Source organism: Bartonella sp. AS69XJJH (assembly GCF_042195585.1).
Classification (GTDB): domain Bacteria; phylum Pseudomonadota; class Alphaproteobacteria; order Rhizobiales; family Rhizobiaceae; genus Bartonella.
This window is the reverse complement of sequence record NZ_JBHIOO010000004.1, coordinates 131,427-151,780: the sequence shown is the minus strand read 5'-3', so window position 1 is coordinate 151,780 and position 20,354 is coordinate 131,427. Positions and strand designations below refer to the sequence as shown.

At 37.8% G+C, this 20,354-nt stretch carries 16 protein-coding genes and 1 pseudogene; 6 read left to right on the top strand and 11 right to left on the bottom strand.

Annotated features, from left to right (window positions below):
• The first annotated feature begins 369 nt into the window (after positions 1–369).
• Complete coding sequence (locus tag ACFIK6_RS03515) at positions 370–2,358, top strand: M23 family metallopeptidase (RefSeq protein ID WP_375641795.1); 1,989 nt, start codon at positions 370–372, stop codon at positions 2,356–2,358.
• An 850-nt stretch (positions 2,359–3,208) separates the two neighbouring features.
• On the opposite strand, the pseudogene ACFIK6_RS03510 reads toward ACFIK6_RS03515, so the two are convergent.
• Positions 3,209–3,445, bottom strand: a pseudogene (locus tag ACFIK6_RS03510) (sensor histidine kinase); the annotation flags it as partial.
• Positions 3,446–4,096: 651 nt separating this feature from the next.
• Here ACFIK6_RS03510 and ACFIK6_RS03505 point away from each other — a divergent pair.
• A complete protein-coding gene (locus tag ACFIK6_RS03505) occupies positions 4,097–5,404 on the top strand; it encodes a metallophosphoesterase (protein ID WP_375657063.1) in 1,308 nt (435 codons plus the stop codon).
• A 53-nt stretch (positions 5,405–5,457) separates the two neighbouring features.
• Here ACFIK6_RS03505 and ACFIK6_RS03500 read toward each other — a convergent pair whose 3' ends face one another.
• The 3 genes from ACFIK6_RS03500 to ACFIK6_RS03490 all read right to left on the bottom strand — a co-directional run bounded on the left by ACFIK6_RS03500 (position 5,458) and on the right by ACFIK6_RS03490 (position 7,866).
• A complete protein-coding gene (locus tag ACFIK6_RS03500; protein WP_375677375.1) occupies positions 5,458–6,876 on the bottom strand; it encodes a sensor histidine kinase in 1,419 nt (472 codons plus the stop codon).
• A 224-nt stretch (positions 6,877–7,100) separates the two neighbouring features.
• Positions 7,101–7,655 carry an RNA polymerase sigma factor gene (locus ACFIK6_RS03495; RefSeq protein ID WP_375622532.1) on the bottom strand — a complete coding sequence of 185 codons (555 nt, stop codon included), beginning with the start codon at positions 7,653–7,655 and terminating at the stop codon, positions 7,101–7,103.
• A gap of 7 nt (positions 7,656–7,662) precedes the next feature.
• Complete coding sequence (locus ACFIK6_RS03490) at positions 7,663–7,866, bottom strand: NepR family anti-sigma factor (RefSeq protein WP_375641793.1); 204 nt, start codon at positions 7,864–7,866, stop codon at positions 7,663–7,665.
• A 169-nt stretch (positions 7,867–8,035) separates the two neighbouring features.
• On the opposite strand from ACFIK6_RS03490, the gene ACFIK6_RS03485 reads away from it, so the two are divergent.
• The 4 genes from ACFIK6_RS03485 (at position 8,036) to ACFIK6_RS03470 (ending at position 11,661) form a co-directional block, all read left to right on the top strand.
• Entirely contained in the window at positions 8,036–8,830 is a 795-nt protein-coding gene (locus ACFIK6_RS03485; RefSeq protein WP_375641792.1) for a response regulator, read from the top strand.
• Positions 8,831–8,852: 22 nt separating this feature from the next.
• Positions 8,853–9,866 carry a sensor histidine kinase gene (locus ACFIK6_RS03480; protein WP_375641791.1) on the top strand — a complete coding sequence of 338 codons (1,014 nt, stop codon included), beginning with the start codon at positions 8,853–8,855 and terminating at the stop codon, positions 9,864–9,866.
• Between the two features lie 935 nt (positions 9,867–10,801).
• Entirely contained in the window at positions 10,802–11,167 is a 366-nt protein-coding gene (locus ACFIK6_RS03475; protein WP_375641801.1) for a hypothetical protein, read from the top strand.
• 44 nt (positions 11,168–11,211) lie between these two features.
• Complete coding sequence (locus tag ACFIK6_RS03470) at positions 11,212–11,661, top strand: hypothetical protein (protein WP_375641800.1); 450 nt, start codon at positions 11,212–11,214, stop codon at positions 11,659–11,661.
• 834 nt (positions 11,662–12,495) lie between these two features.
• Here the strand turns inward: ACFIK6_RS03470 and ACFIK6_RS03465 are convergent.
• The 7 genes from ACFIK6_RS03465 to ACFIK6_RS03435 all read right to left on the bottom strand — a co-directional run bounded on the left by ACFIK6_RS03465 (position 12,496) and on the right by ACFIK6_RS03435 (position 20,190).
• Positions 12,496–13,257, bottom strand: a complete 762-nt coding sequence (locus ACFIK6_RS03465; protein WP_375641790.1) for a DUF4167 domain-containing protein — start codon at positions 13,255–13,257, stop codon at positions 12,496–12,498.
• A gap of 1,682 nt (positions 13,258–14,939) precedes the next feature.
• Positions 14,940–15,383 carry a hypothetical protein gene (locus ACFIK6_RS03460; protein ID WP_375641789.1) on the bottom strand — a complete coding sequence of 148 codons (444 nt, stop codon included), beginning with the start codon at positions 15,381–15,383 and terminating at the stop codon, positions 14,940–14,942.
• A 1,199-nt stretch (positions 15,384–16,582) separates the two neighbouring features.
• A complete protein-coding gene (locus tag ACFIK6_RS03455) occupies positions 16,583–16,711 on the bottom strand; it encodes a hypothetical protein (RefSeq protein ID WP_375677374.1) in 129 nt (42 codons plus the stop codon).
• A gap of 773 nt (positions 16,712–17,484) precedes the next feature.
• On the bottom strand, positions 17,485–18,282 hold the full coding sequence (locus ACFIK6_RS03450; RefSeq protein ID WP_375657069.1) for a hypothetical protein: 798 nt from the start codon (positions 18,280–18,282) through the stop codon (positions 17,485–17,487).
• 91 nt (positions 18,283–18,373) lie between these two features.
• Positions 18,374–18,700, bottom strand: coding sequence for a hypothetical protein (locus tag ACFIK6_RS03445; RefSeq protein WP_273791313.1), 327 nt, complete (start codon positions 18,698–18,700; stop codon positions 18,374–18,376).
• A 698-nt stretch (positions 18,701–19,398) separates the two neighbouring features.
• The gene (locus ACFIK6_RS03440) at positions 19,399–19,764 is read right to left on the bottom strand and encodes a hypothetical protein (protein ID WP_273791312.1); all 366 of its coding nucleotides are present in this window, start codon (positions 19,762–19,764) and stop codon (positions 19,399–19,401) included.
• Positions 19,765–19,902: 138 nt separating this feature from the next.
• Entirely contained in the window at positions 19,903–20,190 is a 288-nt protein-coding gene (locus tag ACFIK6_RS03435; protein ID WP_273791311.1) for a hypothetical protein, read from the bottom strand.
• Positions 20,191–20,354: the final 164 nt, after the last annotated feature.

Genomic DNA, 20,354 nt, shown 5'->3' with positions numbered 1-20,354 from the left:
AAAAAACACTAATCAAATATTGTAACAAAAATTCCTATTTCAAGACGTTACTGTCAAAATAAAAAGCCTATAAAAATAAACCATGAAAACAAAAAGAGTTCAAAGAGAGCATGGCGCCTTTAAATAAAATATAGCACCCCATTGCAATGCATAAAATGGAAGTTCTCAAGAGTGGCTTAATCACAATAACACTTGTTTTATGTTACTTTAACAAGGAAATTTTTCTGCACAGGTACGATTTATAAAGACATTTCTGTATAAAGAGAATTCGCATGATCTGTAATTTGTAAAAAGAATCAAATTCCTGTAGAAGCATGCTAAGCTAGCTAGCTTTCTTTATTTAATATTGAAAAGTACTCTTATAAATCTATGTGGGATAACGAACAACAAAAAAACGATCCTGGACAGGACCCTGCTCTTGTCGTCAAACGCTTGCGTCCTGCGCGCCGACAAGTTTCGGCCCGTTGGCTTACGGGAACCGTTCTGACAGGAATCACTTCCTGCATTCTTATGGGTATTGCACTTTTTACGGCTCTTGATGAACAACAGCGATTGGTAACCCCTCCACAATGGTTTACGCAAGAAAACCTATCAGAATCACAAGATCCTGAGGCCAATGGGTATAAAGGTGATCGTATTTCTCCCACCCATGCACGGCAAAGCTTTGACAGAAAACGTCAATTTGAACTATCGATTCTGCAAAAAAAAGGCGATGAACAAGTTATTCAAACACAACATTTTGAATGGATTCGTATGGCTTTAGCCGAAAATCGCCCCCAGAAATATAGCTATCCAAAATTTGATTCTTTAAGCATTCTTGCCAGTGATTCGAAAAATCAAAATATCGCACCACAAGAAGATTCTGGGCAGATTTACGGTGCAAAAATCGAAACAAAACTCACCTTACGCAGCTATGATTTTAAAATAGATCAATTCGATTTTGATGACAGCGACACATTGACAGATGAAGAAGCACAACAAGAAGTACAAAAAGCTGGATTTACTTTAGAAAAGAGCTCCGAACTTCTTTCAGTTCTCACATTGATTGATCCTTTAAAATTAGAAGATGCATCCTCTGATTCCCAAGGAACAGAATCCCCTGAAGTTCGCATTGTTCAAGAAAATGTAACCATTTCTCCTCAAAGTCACCGTATCGATCTGACGAAAAACTATGTTGAAGATATTATTCCTATTCGTAAAAAACAAACGATAGCCGATGCTTTCAAAAAAACCAGTTATACAAAAAAGCAAATTGAACAGGTTGTAAAAACGCTAGAAAAAATCAGCCTTTCCGATACCCTTAAAGAGGGAAGTCTTTTACGCATTGGTATCGTGACACAAGCTGGTGAAGAAGACCATCTCGTACGCGCAAGTATCTATCAAGGGATGCATCATGTTCTCACCATTGCCCTAAATGATAAAGGCCAATTCATTGAAAGCACAGAGCCTAAAATGTCTAAATCACTTAAAACGGCTTTTCAAAATGGTATTCCGCATTCTTATATCAATAGCGCGCAATTACCAACAGCTTATGATGCACTCTATAGTGCTTTGCTAAGCCATAATATATCACAATCTCTCTCTCATCGTCTCATTCGTCTGCTAGCCACCAATATTGACATGAAAAGTCCGATAACCCCCAATGATCAAATTGAAATATTTTATGCCGTACCACAAAGCGATAAAGAAAACAAAAACGGCAAAAAGAACTTGAAAGCAAAGGAAGCATCCAAAAACACTGATCCAGAAATTCGTTATATTAGTGCAACTTTTGGGAATACAACTTATAAATATTACCGTTATCAATTAAAAGATGGAAGCGTTGATTATTATGATTCTGAAGGGAAGAGTTCAAAGCCTTTCTTGCTGCGAAAACCCACACCAAATGGGATTTTTGGCTCCCCCTTTGGTCCACGCAAACATCCTATTTTAGGCTATATTCGCATGCATACGGGTGTTGACTGGGTTGCTCCTAAAGGATCACCCATTATTGCTGTAGGAGATGGTATTGTCACAAGAGTAGGCGTAACAGGCGGCTATGGAAATCACACGGAAATTCAACATGCCAATGGATATGTCAGCAGTTATTCACACCAAAGCCGTTATGCACCAGACATCAAACCAGGCGTGAAAGTACGACAAGGACAAATTATTGGCTATGTTGGATCAACAGGCATGGCAACCGGACCCCATTGTCATTTTGAAATCATTGTCAATGGCGTCAAAGTTGATCCTATGCGCATCCGTATACCGGATAGCAAAGCCTTAACCAATCAAGACCTACAAACATTCCTCCAAGAAAAAAACAATATTGATGCCTTGATAAACAGCCCTATAACACCCTCCGAAGAGACTTAAAGCATGAAAGCATCTGTATTTTACGCCTTAAAACATCTAAACAATATGCTTTAGCGCTTACTTTTCTCAAAGAGATTTCCGCACTTTAAATATCTATTAAAGAATACACCGAAATATGCCACCACTCAAAGTCGCATAACAATGATTAAAAATAAAACGCCCTCCCCTTTTCTGGTTTACGCACAATAGAAAAGTGCAAAATATGAAACACAAAAAGGCTAACTCTTCTTGTTTATTTTATCAAAACGATAAAAATCTCTTTGTTTTCCATGCAATAAAATCTTAATCAAAGGAGAATTTTTCTAAAGAATGAAGATTTTAAAACCCATATCATTCTATAAACAACCCGACTTCTTGCTGAATAGATTCCACTTGTTGAATGCTTATGCTGTTCATAGCCCTAAAGGACGGTGTTTCATGAACTTTCTGAGAAAATTTTACCTAAGAGTATTCGTTACACACTTTTACAAAAACACCCCATATTTAAAGTTTTACAAGCCTTACAAAAAATAACAAAACTTGAAAAAACAATCTCTTCAAAAAGAAATAGAGCTTACGAATATAAGTATTATTGGCTTAAAGGAGCACTGATTCAAAATAAATGTAAATTTTAACTTAAGCACTTCGAAGCTATAAAACATACAAAAAAGGAGAACTTTGAAAGCCGATAATCGGAGTCAACAAAGCGAAAAACAAAGAGACTAAAGGATAAAGAAGCAAAGTTGCTTCTCTTGAAGGCAATTGACAATCTGATATGAATGGTGCTGTATTCACGTTATCTAAGTCATATTTTATTCTCATTTTTATTAAAGTGAACAAGCAGAGAGCCAAGAGTTTATCCCTTAAAAAATCAGTCAGAGTTTTTTTTTGAACTATTCATGCTGAGTTTTGGCAAAGGAATGACAATCTTGGTGCCCCTCAAAGCAGAAGTTTCAAACAGAGGTTTTTCACCAAATTGCATACAGAGCTGTTCCACGACCACACGACCAAGCTCTGTTTTTTATTCTAAAGTTTGGCTTTTCATATCCACGCCATCATCTTCTACAATGAATATCAATTATCCATTGGGCTCAGAGCCAAATGACAAATTCTTTGACAATATTTTATATAGAGGGCAAAAGCATTTTTCAAAAGAAATAACTATCTTATCGAAGCACAGAGGAAAACTCTCCATATTAAAAGCTTATAGCCTTCTCTTAAAGCTTTATACAAACCTCGTTATTAATGAGGCACTTTACCTTTAATTTATACCACAAAAAAAACATAAAGCCTTGTTTCTAGAATTTTTCACACATCATTTGATGGAAAAGAATAAAGATAGCAATTGTAAAAAGAAAAACGCAGAAATCGAGTACGATTTGCAAGTTGGTCTTATTGTTTTCAGTATGAGCTTTTTTGAGAGCCAAATCGTATCATCTGAGAGATGTGTGACCGCAATGCGATTCATGAAAAATTAAATTTAAAGTTCCTAATTGATATGACAGCTCTCAGGTATTTTCTGCAGTTGTTTCAGTTTTTGATGATAACATTATGAAATACAAAATAATAGTTACTATAATTTTTTTTACCACCTTTGTTTGTATGAAGCCTTATAGCCTTCACGCGCAGAATATTTGTGTAAAGAACTACCCAAGGCGAGATTTTATCAATACATTACCTAAACCAAAACGAATTGCGTATGATGATCGTTCTACAGATGTATACATCGTTAATGAACTAACCAATCCGGCCTAGTTCTATGGTATTAATTGATAAAGGCATAGAGCGTGGAGAATGGAAAACGGGTCCATATTGGGGAAATAAAGGGCCTTCGAATAGAATTAAATCTGGTTGTGTGGGAAAAGCAGCAACAACATCCAATGCTTGGCTTTTTGGATCAGGAGGATGGGCTACATATAAAGTACAAGATGATGGCACTATTTTAAAATTCCGATGGTATAATCCTTATATTGGTGCCAATGAATATTCTGCTACCGCAAGCAGAAAAGGTTATTATTTTGAACGCGTGGAGGAGGGCGGTGATAACGCAAGAACAATTTGGTATATAAAAAGAAAGGAACCTATCAAAAACTATACGGTTGTCATAGCAGCTGATCCGCAGCCATGGCGTTTGGATACTGGCGATCCTAACGCGAACAGCAACCGACAGCCATGGATAGAGGAAAATAAGAAAGTCGCCCGTGCGATAGAATCACATGCAGCTTCATTTTATATTATCAATGGCGACTTAACTGAATTTGGTCGTCCTCAAACCTATCAAGATTATGCCGATATCTATAAAAGTATCGCTTATCCTGTCTATGAAGGACTAGGGAATCATGACTATTACAATAATATTGGTGATTGTATGATACCGCTAACAAGTCTTTCAAAGAATGCATGTGCAATAAGTGCTGTGCAAAGAATGTTGCAAGAACTAAAGAAATATAGCCGCTCTTTACCTGAGTTCAATCAACATGTAACTTCTCGTGTGCTTATTCGTTATGAAAGGGCCTATGACATAATAACAGGAAGTTTAAGCTACTCATGGGATTATGGAGATATTCACTATGTGCAACTTCACAATTATCCAACTTATACGGCTAATTTATCTGGCGATTACACTAAAGTAAAGATAACGAGCGCTCTTAGGTGGCTAAAAAAAGATTTAGCTGCTGCTGATGCAAGAGGGAAAGTTACAATCCTCAACTTTCACGATGCTCGTCCCTATTTTGGAGATAAAGATTCGCATTTTCTCCATCCGAAAAATGCTCGACGTCTTGCTGTATTTAAATCCATCATTACAAGTCACAATGTCAAAGCAATTTTTGTAGGACACGAACATCAACATGTCTATTGCCGTGCACAGGATGATAAAGTCTTTGGAAACATCCCAGTCTATACAGCAGGAGCACTCTTTAGAGGAGACTACTATCTCGTCAATGTGCGAGGGAAAAATATTTACGTAAAAGCTTATAATGGAAAAACAGGAAAACCCGTTTTGGTCGAAAATTTAGGACGAAATGGAGCCAACACCTCCCTCGCGGAGAGTTGTAGTAATTTATAAGAACATTTTTTTACTTTCAACTTTCACACACAAAGGAAGCAACTTCAAATAACCTAGGTTGTCTCCTTTGCACCACCTGTATTAAGTTTTGGCAAAGGAATGACAATCTTTGTGCCTCCTAAAGCAGAAGTTTCAAACAGAGGTTTTTCACCAAATTGCATACAAAGCTGTTCCACGACCACACGACCAAGTCCTGTTTTTTGTTCTAAAGTTTGGCTTTTCATTCCCACGCCATCATCTTCTACAATGAGCATCAATTGTCCATCTTTCTGAGGACCAAAAGAGATATAAATATGACCCGACCGTTGATCAGGAAAGGCATGTTTTAAGGAATTGGTCAGCAGTTCACCAAGGATAATTCCAAGTGTTGTCGCATCTCTTGAAGACAGGCGACAATCTTTAAAGTTGGTGTGAATGGTGATGTTTTCACGCAATTCAAAAGGGACAGCCAATTCGACATCATGCACAACAGAACTGAGAAACTCTGCCAATAAAGTCGTTTCCATATCATCACTTAAGCGCAAACGACGATGGGCTGTAGAAATTGTCTGAATACGATCACGTGCCGCCCCTAGAACAGAACGTACCTCTTCATTTTTGCTCCGGTTTAACTGGAGCCCCAGCAAAGAAGACACCGTCCCAAGAGAATTGCCAATGCGATGGCTTGCATCCTGCAACAATATTTCAACCCGTTGGCGTTCTTTTTCAGCGTGATTACGTGCTCTTTCTAATTCTTGTGTCCGTTCTTTCACGCGAGCTTCCAGAGCGATATTTTCGCTATGAAGCAGCAATTGATACAATTTTAAAGAACGCACATCACGGTGAAAACGATTAATAACAAAATAGGCAGAAATAAAAGTACTCACAACGGAAACAATAGCCGCCAATGTCAAAGCAGCCCGCATTAATGCGATACCCTCACGCTGTTTTTGTCGCACCACATCATCCCCATTAATAAAGCTTGTCATCAATTGAGCTAAACGTGCCACAGGAATCTTTGATACTTCCAAAGAGGCAGCATGAGAAGGTTGTTCAGGAATCGCATCAAGAGCATGCATATGGGCATTCATAAATGCTTTTCGTGCTTCAACCTCTTTTTTAAAAGCCGTAAACCATTCATCCCATTGTGGATGCGCATAAACAATAAGTGCGATATAATCGAGAATATCTCCTAACTCGCGCTCTGCATTTTCAAAACGTATTTTATCTTCCACCTTGCGCGTTTTTGCATAGCTGCGATCAGCAACAGCCATATCAATCAAGCTAATAAGGACCAAATCAGCCTGTTCGCGCAATTCTGAACTTGTATTCAACTGTGCGACTTCTCGATCAACGGCATTTGAAAGCAACATAATAAAAACCGATGCCAAAAGAGCCATAACAAGAGAAACAACAATCGCAGCCCACCGCCAGCGTGATATCGTTGCATCAGAAGAAGGCATTTGAGGCATCAAATTTGTTTTTGTTGTCATAGAATGTCCATTGGCGAACTTGAAAGTCGTCATTTTTCAGCACAAAGGAAGGCAACCTTATGGAACATAAAACCTAAAGCCCGTGAGAAAGTTTTATACAGGCTTTTCTTGTGTTCCTAAGGATACACGCCAAACTTCTGAATTTCCTCAGATACTGACTTTACTGTAATAGCTATAACGGGAATAAAAAAAACAAGGCTATCGATCATAATTATTATGCTTTTTTAGCCGTTAAATGAACACAATGTACTTCCAGCTGAATAAGAATCAGGACCATAATCAGACTCACCATCCACCTTAAGAAGTTCTTGTAATCGATTACGCGCCCTGCTCACACGGCTTTTAATGGTTCCAACAGCACAACCACAAATAGCTGCAGCATCTTCATAAGAAAACCCCGATGCGCCAATGAGAATAATGGCTTCTCTTTGATCGGCAGAAAGCAAATTTAAGGCTTTTTTGAAATCTTGCAAATCAAGCGATCCATATTGAGCAGGATGAACAGCGACATTTTGAGTAAACACGCCATCGGTATCTTGAACTTCTCTTCCCTTTTTACGCATTTGACTATAAAATTCATTGCGCAAAATAGTAAAAAGCCAAGCTTTAAGATTGGTTCCCATCTCAAAACTATCTTGCTTAGCCCATGCCTTCATAACAGTATCTTGGACCAAATCTTCAGCTTTATCGTGCTTGCCACTTAAAGAAACAGCAAAAGCTCGTAAAGCCGGCAACACCAAAAGGAGTTCTTGTTTAAAGTTTTTCGCGCACTTTGACATAAAGGATTCAAACCTTTTCCACATTGTTTAAGCCAAATTGCTCTGCGCGCTCCAACTTCTCTAAAAGCTCGAGCAAACACCGTGGCAGTGCTTCTTCTTGAATTTCCGTGTAAAATTGACGTAACTTCCGTGCTATTTCGCTATTGACCCCGAGAAGATCATCTCCAACTTTAAATTGTGTGGTGAGATTTTTTTCATCACGGTCGTTCATTTTTCATCCCCCTAATCCATATAATATTGGTAACACCGCGAAGAATTTTTTCGCCTTATGGTTGTAAATATAGCTGCCGGTAAAAAGTTCCATACAAATCAAGGAACTTTTTTATCGGCTGAGAATTTCAACCAACAAAATGCTTGAAAGGTCAAAGGAGTTATAAATTATGTCATTATCAACGCGCATTGCCCCGCATCTTCCCTATCTTCGGCGTTTTGCCCGCTCTGTCACCGGTAGCCAATCCTCTGGCGATGCTTATGTGTCAGCGATGTTGGAAGCACTCATTGCCGACATCTCCATTTTTCCCAAAGCATCCACTGACCGAATTGGTACCTATTGGCTTTTTTGCCATCTTTTTGACCAAACCACACCGAACATCCCTGAACCCCTGCCCCAATTTGGTCTTGAACAAAAAACAAGTGCCAAATTATCCTATCTCACGCCCCGTGCACGCCAAGCATTTTTGCTCATTGCCGTTGAAGGATTTCATGAACGAGAAGCCAGCGAAATCATGAATCTGGATACGAAAGAATTCCGTAAGCTTCTCAACCAAGCATCCATTGATATTTCTCAACAAATTGCCACTGAAGTAATGATCATCGAAGATGAACCTCTTATTGCGCTTGATATTGAGCAAATGGTAGAAAGCCTAGGTCATCATGTTGTGGGAATAGCGCGCACGCGTGATGAAGCTGTCATCATGTATCATAAGAAAAAACCACGGTTGATTTTGGCTGATATTCAATTAGCCGATAACAGTTCCGGTATTGACGCGGTCAACGAGATTTTGAAAAATGACCGTATACCGGTGATTTTCATCACGGCTTTTCCTGAAAGGCTGCTGACCGGCGAGCGTCCAGAACCAACTTTTTTAGTGACCAAACCTTTTAACCCGGATATGGTGAAAGCGCTTATTTCTCAAGCTTTATTTTTTCAAGAGAATGCTTCTAAAGCGGCTTAGAACAGAGTAACATCTTAAAATTATGATCGTTACGCCTCTTTCAAAGCCTCCCATGGATAGATCTCATATGAGTGCGCTCATGCAAGCGATTCGTGGTGCTGATATTTGTGTTCTCTATCAGGCAACAAATCTGGTTTATTTATGGGCTGAAAACTTGCCGCACCATTTGCACAATAAATGGCGGGTTGGGTGTCGTGACAGCGACTTTTTTTCGCTTGACCTTGCAGACAATATGGAAACCATCAAACTGCAAGTTTTAGCGAGTGGCAAAATGCAAACTGTTGAAGCACGTTTTGAAGATACAAACAAACAAGAGATTTGGTACAAATTTTCTATTGATTGCCACCGCAATGATAACGAAGACATTATCGGTATTATCACCACCGGTGTTAATATTTCCGGCTTACGCCGCCGTGAACAAGTGCTTAAAATCCTTCTTCGCGAAGTCAGTCACCGTTCTAAAAACCTTCTAGCGATCATTCAAAGTATTGCCAGCCAAACCGCCCGCTATACTGAATCTCTTCAGGTTTTCTTACGCAAATTTCAAGGTCGTCTTCATTCTCTTTCTCATTCTCAAGATCTGATCACTGATTCCGATTGGCGTGGCGCTCAATTTCGCGAATTGGTCCAAACGCAGGCTTTAGGCTATTTTATGAAAGAAACAGAACGTTTTTCACTCGAAGGCGTAGATCCTTATCTTTTTCCCAATGCAGCTTTGCATATTGGTTTGGCTTTTCATGAACTGATTGTCAATTCTCTTTCTTTTGGAGCCCTTTCCCAAGAAAAGGGGCGCATCTGTGTACGCTGTGAAATCGAAACAAAACCGAATGGCAAAACGCAACTTATCATCACTTGGCATGAAAGTTTTGAATCCGGCATCCCTCCCACAAACAATAAAAAAGCCTGTTTTGGTAGTGCCGTTCTCGAAAAAATCGTTCCCATTTCCGTGAATGGTTCAGCTTCCCTCAAATTGACACAAGAAGGAATTGTCTATTGCCTCTCTGTTCCTGATACTTATTTTGATATTTTTTCTTAAAAGAGCATTTTACACAATAAATAAACAAGAGAAGTTTCCCCCTTTTTTTTAGCAAAATTTCTCATCTGTTTTATTAAGCACAAAGATATTTTCCACCCCTTTAAACCAACTTCTATAATCCCCCGATAGCTCCCCAAAACTTTAACGATGAAAACTTAGCATAAAATCCATTCCCGCTATCAACCAACTTCCATCCCTCATATAACCGCATATTTTAAGACAGAAACCAAAACGATGAAGAGCAAACCGTTTCAGCTTTTATATGCCAAATAAAAGCGAGTCTATTACCCACCTCTTTTTGTGTCATTTTCGCAATGCACATACAATTTCATTTTGGCAGAATATGAAAAGGAGTAAAGCTAACATCCATCATCACTCTTCAGCTTTACGAGCTTAAAGCATCCACGACAACGACAATCAATTGATGAAAATGACACATTTTATGCTTTTATTTATCGCATCTTTAATGGAGATATCCTCTTCAGGTACAATAGGACATCCTAAAAAAGTATACACTTGTGTCTTTCATTCACGCACTTTTTAATATTTCCCAGCGCATCCACGCTCATTTCAAAACAGTGTCTGTCAATAAGATATAATAGACCCCGTAAAGTGAACCATCAAGCACGCCCCTTTTCACTTCATAAAAGTAGTAGCGAGCATCATCATACCATTTGTCCCTCATGTTACAACAGCCCTTGACCTTTGAGAGCGTTCATAAGAGGCATTTTAGTCTTTTTTCAAATATTTCTCACCAACACAAAGCCCATACCCACCCTTTTATGACGTGCAAGCCAATGACTTTGATTAATTCACTATAGAACCGGCATCTCAGACGCGGAACTAAAAAACTTTGAAACCGTTTAACCGTGAAGAGGCCCCTAAGCTGACAAATTGGAGTCCGCTCTGTCAACCTGTCATTTGGAAAATAATTGATGAATCCCCTTGTTTTTATCCTCTTATTAGTTTCGTGTACAGATGATTTTAATAGTTGCTATTCGAACAATACAATGGTTAAAATCTATCCAACGGCTCAAGCATGTGAACAAGCCATGATACCGTCCACAAAAAAGTTTGCACTTTATGGACAACAAATTTTTGCCCAATGTATAAACGTACATGCAAACTTACATCAACAAGAAGTACAATTGATCTGGTCTGTAACAAACCGTGGAAATTTCCTGCTTAAAAGTCAAAACGTAAATAACAAGATATCTACAGTCCACAAAGAAGGTATTTTACCAACATCGCTTCCTCTTTTACATTCTTCTTCCACAAACCTCTTGCACAAAAAACTTTAAAAGCATAAACCCATCAGATCTTAAAACAATAATCAATGACAGAAATGATGGATAATAAGCGGATGCAACCTTCAAAAGACCATCACACAGAGCAAAATTCTCTGCCTCAAGATCTCCCTTTAGATCCTGCTGTAGAACGAGTAAGAAAAAAACTTATGGGTTTAATGATTATTTCCGTTTTAATAACGCTTTTCCTTATTCTAACTGTACTGTTTTTAATTGTTTATAAAGTGATAACAACCGGATCAGCGCCAAAACAAACAGAGCTATCTTCCTCTCCCAACCAAAACCCACACGTTATCCATCATACGCTCTCTCTACCGGAAAAAACACAGATTTTGTCGCAAAGCCTCTCAGAACACAATATTGTACTGAAAGTTTTAACCCCTGATGGACAGATAAAATTTATGATTTACAATTATCACACCGGTGCACTAATCGCCGTTCTTTCTGTTGAAACAACAAAAGAAAGTTCGAAGATAATGCCTCATTAAGCAAACGAACATCACCACAAGCGCTTAACATAACATTCCTGAAGATTTAAACATTTTCCTCTGCTTCAAGATACGACCACTTGGGAAACGGTAGATTTTTCACTGTATCTCCTGACCTAATCTCGGAAAAGAAGAAACCTTTCTGTCAACGCATTCCCATTTTTAAGAAAACTGACATCGCTTGGGAAAATCTAATGAACATGCAAGAAAGGCATCTTCTTGAGTGCAAATTCTTGAGTGCAAAAATTCAACATAATTAATTTATAGTGATGATTTATTTTGCATGTCAAACGGGAGCCTCAAATACTGTAAGATTCTCCCCTTTCACATCTGTTCATAAGGAACTGAATCAAAATCATTGCCTCACATATCCAAGAAAGCAAATGGATGAATAAAAATATCTCTTATGAATGATCCGGTATCAAAAGAAGAACTGTTGCAACATTGAAAATTAAAGCAATAACGCCCAGCTTGCATCTTTATTAAGCAAAGATAGCCGATGTATTTCACGTGATAGAATTCATGAACACCAGCGCAAAATGGGCATAAATACATTGAACAGTTAAATATAAGTATGAATGAATAAATAAAACAACGACATTGCGTTCTTCATACAAGAACTGCCTCTTAAAATACACAGATGTGGTTTTCTCTGTATCCCATCACTTAAATCCCAGCAAAGAGGCAATCTTTTCTGTCGACCCCTTCGTTAAGTTCCTAATACTGCCCCATGAAAATTCAAACAAAGCGCAAGAAGCTTCTTGAGCAGATATAATTTATCATCATGATACCAATAACATCACCACAAGCGCTTAACATAACACTCCTGAAGATTTAAACATTTTCCTCTGCTTCAAGATTGACCACTCGGCGACGGCGCGGTTTTCTCTGTATCCCATCACTTAATCCAGGCAACGAAGAAACCTCTTTTGTTGCTGTTGATGCATCTCCATTGCTCGTGCTTTCTGCTGTTGTAAGTGAAAGCTCAAGAGATGATTCATCTTGGGTCCGTACAGTACGTCGACGCGGAGAACGACGTGTTTTTTTGACGGGTTCAACATTTTTCTCAGAGCGACAGTGCTCTTGATCCGTTTTTTCATCCGATAGAGCTTCTAAAGCATTTTCACGCGCATCCCCATTTTGCGCTTTATCATATTGGCCATTGCCATTTTTTTGCGACGGCATCTGTAATACATCTGTATCATCCTCGACAGCATCCTTTTTTTCACCGTCAAGATTTATTTCACCGCATTCTTGCCCATTGTTTTCATCACGATTTTCGTTTTCATCACCACGATTTTCATCACGCCGAACTGATTGAGACATTTGCCCAGCTGCTGCTAAAATAATACGCAAATAGTGCTCGGCATGTTGTAAATAATTTTCCGACATAACACGATCACCTGCACCTTGTGCATCACGCGCAAGGCTTATGTATTTATCGGCAATTTGCTGAGCATTCCCGCGAATTTTAACATCCGGACCGCTACTTTCATAATTGCGAGACAACGGATTAGGACCGCGACGATTATTATTGTTATTACCATTATTGTTATTATTGCGACCGCGTACCCGTCTATTTTGTTGTGGCCTCATTTTTATCCCTTTTTGGAGTGTTGATCTTTATATGTGTCTTAATTGACGCTTCCTCATTGCATTACCTTTTGATAATGCTGATCATGTTTAACATACGGTTATCAAGCTATCCGCGTTTACTTCACTCAAACGAACCCTACTGATATTGATAAAAGCATATATTTTCTTGAAAATCACAAAACAGCAGGGAAATCGTAAATCAAAAATTCCCTTTTTCTCTGTCAAACAGCAGAAACCTAATGATGTTCACGTAAAATGCCAAGTGTTTTTTTTAAAATAAACCATATTTCACTAAAAAAATAATTATCTTGTGGAAAACAAAAAGGAAAACACACATACAACATACCTGACAAAGAAAAAATTCCTGCCAGAAAATATTAGAAGCTTCCTTTTTTGCTCTAAAACCACCGCTCCTAAAAACGCCGATATTCTCTCCCCCTCGTGCATTTAACTCACAAGCAATTCCATACCAACGAGTCACTGCGCGAACCTCTTTATTTTATGAATATAGCCTCTCCTCATCGCTAAAGCAACCCCTTGCGAGCGATAATCCACGATCGCTTCACAAAACCTCTTGATTTTCATAGATAGATTAACACGAAGTATTATTCAAGCCCTATAATCACCAAGAGATCAATCTTCTTTCCCAAACAAGTCAATGATACTATCAATTTCTATTTTAACCCATAGAGTTTTTAAGTTAATCACAGTTTATATTTATAACAAATTGAGCTTAAAAACAAAATATTTAAATACAAAAAATATCAAATTATAAAAAAACGACCAACATGTCACACTTTTTTAAAAATCAGCTTCTTCTCAAAAAAATGCTCTCCTCAAAGTCTATCAATAAGAATGGCATAATGCATTTCCTCTCTTATCTTTTTTGATAAAGAAAACTGGAATTATAAAACAAGCACATTTGTAAACCCAGCACAACGCTTTACGCATGAAGCATGCCTTGAATGTTTATAAAAGGAATGTTTCTGTTTGACTCATTTTTGTCATGTCTATTGACTTTACGCCCTCAAAAAATGAAGGTTCTCAAGTCACAATGTTCTGTCAACAATGAACATTCTTGTAAAATTCGTACACTGAATTGATTTATAATGATAAGTCATATTTTTGTGCTGAGTAAGAAAACTTAATACCGTAGAATTTTTCATCCCCAATCTGTCTTCTGTTGAATCAATCTCTTTTTCTTGCATGTTACACGTGGAAAAGCCTGCGTAGAATAAAAACGATAAAAAAAGACTAAAAGTGCCTCTTATGAACCGTCTCTACGGCTCAAAGGCTGTCGAGAAGCACCATTTGGAGCGAGCAAAGTGTGAGATAGCACCGGCTTACTCTTTTTAAAAGCGTAAAGATGAACATGCTTTATAAGTTTTATACACTTCACGGGATTTTACCATTATACCATTCACCAGAACCATTACGAAATGGGTTTCCCACACCCGTTATTTCTCTTTAAAAAGCGCAACAAATCCTCCTGAAACTCCACCACGCCCCCTTAAACATTTCAAGGAGGCCATTCCATACTTTATGTCGCCACACCTTCCATAAAAGTGCGATATAACAAGATAAATAAGTCAATTGTTCATTGGTCTTGAGGCAGATAGTCATTTAAGAGGCTTTTATCTTTTCATCAAAATTCGCATCCTTTTAACTTTCCGTATAAAAACTTAAAAGTAATTGCGCCTTTTGCCTGTTTTATTTTCTCTTTCATTGAGAAAACAGTCTCGTAAGAGAAAATAATTTCCATCTCCAGGACGCACCCTCGTCAAACATTGTTTTTTAGCAGTATCAGAAAGCTTATCCCACATTTCACGAATAGCAAAATAGGCCTCACTTTCCAAATTAAGACAATGCTGATAAACTTCTCTTTTCATATCGGGCATAACGGAAGCAGAAATTTCCTTGCAATATACGCGCAAATCAAAAACAGGAATAACCAATTCAACGGGTGCTTGTTGTGTTATTTTTTTATGAGAAGAAAAATAACTGACCACCTTTGCAACAACAAAACACAAAATCACTATACAAAAAAGTATTATGCAAACAAAAGCAATCTTGCGATATAATCTTTTGAAATAAGCCTTTTGCCTTGCGCGGATTCTTCTTTCCATAAAGATTGTACCCTTTAACATCCCAAGAGAAGCTTTTTACAGTAAAAAATGATAGCAGTATCTTTGTACACAATACAGGTTATAGCGGCAAACGATCAAGACTCTTATGTCAAAAGACTCTCTTTTTTTATCGTATAAAATTCTTGTGAAACACTTTTCTCATGCCCTTTATAAAAAAATAGGGATTATGATTTCCTTTCACCACCTTAAAAGACTAAGATTCTTCATCCATGCGGTTCTATAAAAAATTCGTCTTCTTTAAGACACATCACATTGATTTATAAAGAGTATTTATTGCTTTGCATGTTGAATGAGAGATCCGAACATCGCAGGATTCTCTCATCCTAAATTTGTTTTCTGTTGAAACAATCAAAACCATGTCTCTTGCAAGTTACAAGCGGAGCAGGCATGTGGATTAAAAACTGTACAAAAAAGGCATATGCCTCTTATGAATCGTCTCACGAACCAAGGCTTTCGTAACATTGGAAACTGGAAAAATATATGAGAGTACCAACCTGCACTTTTATGAAGCATAAAGATGAGGGAGATACCTTATAAGTTTTATACATTTCATAGGGGCTTTACCCCTATACCATTGACGAGTGTTCTTGTAAAAGGGACTTGGGAGTGGGATATCTCTTTAAAAACAAGTCCATGAATATGCAATAAATGTATATTCGGAGACAAATAATATTTTAATATTTGAGGCATTCTGTTTTTATGTGAGAGGCATGATCCCAAGAAGACACACGATACATAAAAGCATAAGGCATTATCTTCATTATTTAAATAATATTGCTATAGATAGTTTTGAAAATTATAAAGGAAAAAGATGATAGTCCGAAGAGTGATTAATATGCCTTTATATTTTTCTCAATAAGGCTGTCTTCCTATTTCAGAAATCACTCAAATACAGCCCCCATCTGACATACATAAAGTCTAGCTTACAAAAGCTGGAATCGCTCAGAGAGTTTTGCCCTTCTGAATCCGTAAGGCTCTCATTCTTCTTTCTCTCAAACATGTTACAGCTTTGAAATTTGATGTTGTTTGACAAGCAACAAAAAAGCTCTGTACTCTCTTAAGAAAACAACGCCTTAAAGTTACACACATAATGGATTGGAAAGATGTCTTAGCTTTTTATCAAACGCGCTGTAAAACAACGAGCGTAACATATTGGCTTTTTGCTTATCCCAAAATGTTCATCCTAATTTCTTGCCTCCAATTCCCTTGCCTCCAATTCCCTTGCCTCCAATTCCCTTGCCTCCAATTCCCTTGCCTCCAATTCCCTTGTGTCCAATTCCCTTGTGTCCAATTCCCTTGTGTCCCATGCATAAAGATCAAGTTGAAGGAAATATATGGATAACCCTAGACTTGAAAATATGAAAGGAAGGCGTGACAGAGTTTCGCGTTCCTTATGTCATGCAAAAGCATTAGATATTCTGAAATAAGCACTCTTGCTATCTCGTAATGATTTCTTTTTTCTGCTACCGGTCAAATCCCTTTATTTAGAGAATTGGCTATCACAAGTTATGCAACAAATAGCGCTATATGCAACAAACAGAACCTGATTTATATCCGCATGGAATTCGTTCCAGTTTACATGATTGGCTCGCAAAATCCACTTGACTTTCCCCTTCTTCTTTCCCCCTCATGGGATCTCTATCACCATAGAACAAAAAGCGATATTTTATGACGCTTTATGGACAAAATCCCCACCGCCCGAAGAGTTCATCACATGACGAAAAAACACCCCTCATATTCACCACACACAAACACTTCAATATATAAAATTTACATGCCTTCTATCACCGCACTCTCAAAAGGCAACACGACAACAAGATAAGAAATTATTGATGTAAAACTCCAAACAAAGAAAAGAACGGACTTTCTAATCGAGATCAACAAATACTGTTAAATCAACGCTTCCATTTTTGATGATGTCACACCTATGCTTTATAGCACCCCTATCACACTTCATAATACCGAAAAATTTTCTCTGCCCTACGCACTATGCGCATCAGAACCAATCAAATAAAACAGAAATGCGCTATCTCCCTACTTTTTTGTTTTTGATTAAATAGCAAGATATAGCTGTAATTCTTTAAAGAGCTTCATACCATAGATTCATTTTATACATAATATCATCAACAGAATGTTTGTATGTGCTGCAGGAAGAATCCCCAGAACGCTCCATATGACCACTGGATGAAGAGCTGTTACAGGATTCTACAAGAAATGCCAATGACATTGGAGATAACGCATCCTCGCTATCAGAATAATAAGCTGATAAAAAAGTGTAATCTTGTGAAGGAAGTGTCCCCGAATTTACTTGTGATGGAGCGGCAACAAAAAGAGAATTAAAGGTTCTAGGACCAATGACAATATCACCATTCGCTTGCCACATAATACTTCTTGCAGAGTATATATGATTTGTATTGATTGCCCCCAGCGAAGCCCATTCATCCTGCCATAAATATGCATAATAAAGATCCATAACTTGTTCATGTTGAACAACGTTGTCAGCAGACATGGCTGTATCAAAGAGTGAGTTAGGAACATAATAAAAATTTATATCTGGAATAATTTCATATAGCCAGTACGTTTCATCAGGATTATTAGCAATCTGTTGCCGCGCCATTCTGTAAACTGCATTCATACTTGCAGTTGTAGACACAAATGCTGAAGTCTGTTGAGCAATAGAGTGCCCAGTTACATGATGTATGATATCCTGATCATCCCCCCAAGGGGCAAAACCTCCTCCAAAGAATATAACAGATGGAGAGCGATCATCTATACGGAAAACCATATGGGGAGGATCAATAGCATATGACAGATTTACATCTGAAAAGAAAAAAAATAAAACTGTCACTAAAAATACTGAGAATGCTCTTTGAAACATTTTTATACCTTTGATATACACTCCATATTTTATACCTGTAACCTCTTGAAGAGTTACAGATATAAAAAGGGAGAAAAAACCCCTATTGATCTTATTTTAAAGTGATGGCTAAAACCCTTTTTGCTGGCACATGACCCGCTTCAAAAATAACCATTACTTTTCTGTTCAAAATGACTGCGGTTTTTGCCAAATCCAAAATACTTTTTCCAACAATGTTATCACAGCCCCAAATGCCTTTTTGAATGTCTGAAGTAGGGCTGATACCGTATCTGAGCTCTAGGCGACATTGTGCTCCTGCGCTAACGACTTGAACCGAATTGAGATAACCGTTTTGTTCATAAACTCCAGCATGAGAAACACCTGTTGTTAATGCTATCATCACCAAAACAATGGATATTTTTTTCAAAAAACTTTTCATAATTTACCTCTTTTAAATTTATTGCAACGGACATGAAATGCATCCCCATGCAATCTAATGGATATTTTTAGCCTCCTCGCCTCCTTAAAGACGAGAATTTTGACCAGCTTTAGCCCGTGATAAGGCTGCCTCATCTCAGTCTATTCTGCCCCCTACCCCGCTGTTGCACGATTTATTTTACAGGCTCTACAGCAAAGCCTTCCCTTATTGGTGCCGCGTGAATGATGACTTATTCACACAACAAAACATCGCATGCACAAGCTCTATCATTGGCAATACTACCACTGAAAATGTCTGCCATTGTTAATGTACGTGCATTCTACGGATTCAAAATGTGTCTATGATTTATTGCCTATCGCAAGCGGCATACTGTCAACAAAGACAATTAAGACAAGTATTTACAGCCTCACTACGCTTAAAATCTTTCTAACACCAAACGCTAGAATGAAATTGCCATCTAAGCTCAAACGACGATTGATGCAAAATTACTCAGTTTAAAATAGAAAAAACTGTAGTTGAATATCTTAAGATAGATCCTCAATACCGATCACTCATGAATTCTGTAAAACATGAACGATTATACTCTGAGTAAAAACTGTAAATCAGAAAACTGCTAGGGTTAAAATAACCTTAGTGTAGAAGATTGACCATTTTCCAAGCATCACTTATTTAAGTCACAACGAATACAGATAATACGCTTAATTATCACGCACTCTCAGCCCTCGAATAACATTGATTGGATAGTTACTTCTGTAACAAATATCAACGAATTGCGATGTACTGTAAGCTCTATAGGCCAGCTCAACAATCTCAGGACTTTGAATATGAAATGTTCTTCCTGTAATTTGTGACATTTCTGGCTCTTCTGTAGGCCTCGTTTCCAAAACAGAGAGAATATTTACCCCTTGCAAATTTTTATATGGAATGACAGAAATATTATTGATGATTTGTGATCGAACCATTGTTCCGCCGATATCTGAACAATCATCTGAAATAGTCCTCAAACGTGCAGAAGCTGGTCCAGTAAGACACAAAGCTAAAAATATTAAAATCAATTTTTTCATTATAGAATACCTCTTTTTCATTTTTGGTTGATCAAAAAAATAAATGCTCTATGGACAGGCAAATAACTATCCTGTTCACAACTATCTATCTCACTGCTTTAAAGGAGCTAAATCCCATAGAGACACAAATCGAGATGGTTAATCACCCATCGTTTTACTTTTATCCGCTTCTTCAGCGTCTTGTTTGTGTTTCACATCTTCAAGATCTTTGATAATCGTTTTCAATTGTTGTTCTAAAATATCCAAACGCTGTGTAAGTTGGAGAATATTTTGAGTCTGTATTTTATCAAAACATTGGAGATCTTGACGTGTTTGCTTCAACAAAGCATTCAAAGGAGCATGTCCCATTCTTCCGCTAGCATAAAGAACCACACGAATACATTCAGGATCATCAATATCAGCAATAGAAAATGGAAAAAGTGCCATTATATCCCCCTTTTTGATAAGCTAAACGCGTATTAAGCATTTGAATATCTTTTTCCGTTGTACGGCTCTTGCATGTCTCAAGACAATCTCAGACAACCTCAGACAACCTCAGACAACCTCAGACAACCTCAGACAACCTCAGACAACCTCAGACAACCTCAGAC

What these genes read in the sequence shown, in the direction of transcription:
- ACFIK6_RS03445 (WP_273791313.1), bottom strand. Translation starts at nt 18,700, where the DNA reads ATGAAAAGTTTTTTGAAAAAAATATCCATTGTTTTGGTGATGATAGCA.
- ACFIK6_RS03460 (WP_375641789.1), bottom strand. Translation starts at nt 15,383, where the DNA reads ATGGAAAGAAGAATCCGCGCAAGGCAAAAGGCTTATTTCAAAAGATTA.
- ACFIK6_RS03500 (WP_375677375.1), bottom strand. Translation starts at nt 6,876, where the DNA reads ATGACAACAAAAACAAATTTGATGCCTCAAATGCCTTCTTCTGATGCA.
- ACFIK6_RS03485 (WP_375641792.1), top strand. Translation starts at nt 8,036, where the DNA reads ATGTCATTATCAACGCGCATTGCCCCGCATCTTCCCTATCTTCGGCGT.
- ACFIK6_RS03435 (WP_273791311.1), bottom strand. Translation starts at nt 20,190, where the DNA reads ATGGCACTTTTTCCATTTTCTATTGCTGATATTGATGATCCTGAATGT.
- ACFIK6_RS03505 (WP_375657063.1), top strand. Translation starts at nt 4,097, where the DNA reads ATGGTATTAATTGATAAAGGCATAGAGCGTGGAGAATGGAAAACGGGT.
- ACFIK6_RS03495 (WP_375622532.1), bottom strand. Translation starts at nt 7,655, where the DNA reads ATGTCAAAGTGCGCGAAAAACTTTAAACAAGAACTCCTTTTGGTGTTG.
- ACFIK6_RS03440 (WP_273791312.1), bottom strand. Translation starts at nt 19,764, where the DNA reads ATGAAAAAATTGATTTTAATATTTTTAGCTTTGTGTCTTACTGGACCA.
- ACFIK6_RS03465 (WP_375641790.1), bottom strand. Translation starts at nt 13,257, where the DNA reads ATGAGGCCACAACAAAATAGACGGGTACGCGGTCGCAATAATAACAAT.
- ACFIK6_RS03450 (WP_375657069.1), bottom strand. Translation starts at nt 18,282, where the DNA reads ATGTTTCAAAGAGCATTCTCAGTATTTTTAGTGACAGTTTTATTTTTT.
- ACFIK6_RS03475 (WP_375641801.1), top strand. Translation starts at nt 10,802, where the DNA reads ATGAATCCCCTTGTTTTTATCCTCTTATTAGTTTCGTGTACAGATGAT.
- ACFIK6_RS03470 (WP_375641800.1), top strand. Translation starts at nt 11,212, where the DNA reads ATGATGGATAATAAGCGGATGCAACCTTCAAAAGACCATCACACAGAG.
- ACFIK6_RS03490 (WP_375641793.1), bottom strand. Translation starts at nt 7,866, where the DNA reads ATGAACGACCGTGATGAAAAAAATCTCACCACACAATTTAAAGTTGGA.
- ACFIK6_RS03515 (WP_375641795.1), top strand. Translation starts at nt 370, where the DNA reads ATGTGGGATAACGAACAACAAAAAAACGATCCTGGACAGGACCCTGCT.
- ACFIK6_RS03455 (WP_375677374.1), bottom strand. Translation starts at nt 16,711, where the DNA reads ATGGGACACAAGGGAATTGGACACAAGGGAATTGGACACAAGGGAATT.
- ACFIK6_RS03480 (WP_375641791.1), top strand. Translation starts at nt 8,853, where the DNA reads ATGATCGTTACGCCTCTTTCAAAGCCTCCCATGGATAGATCTCATATG.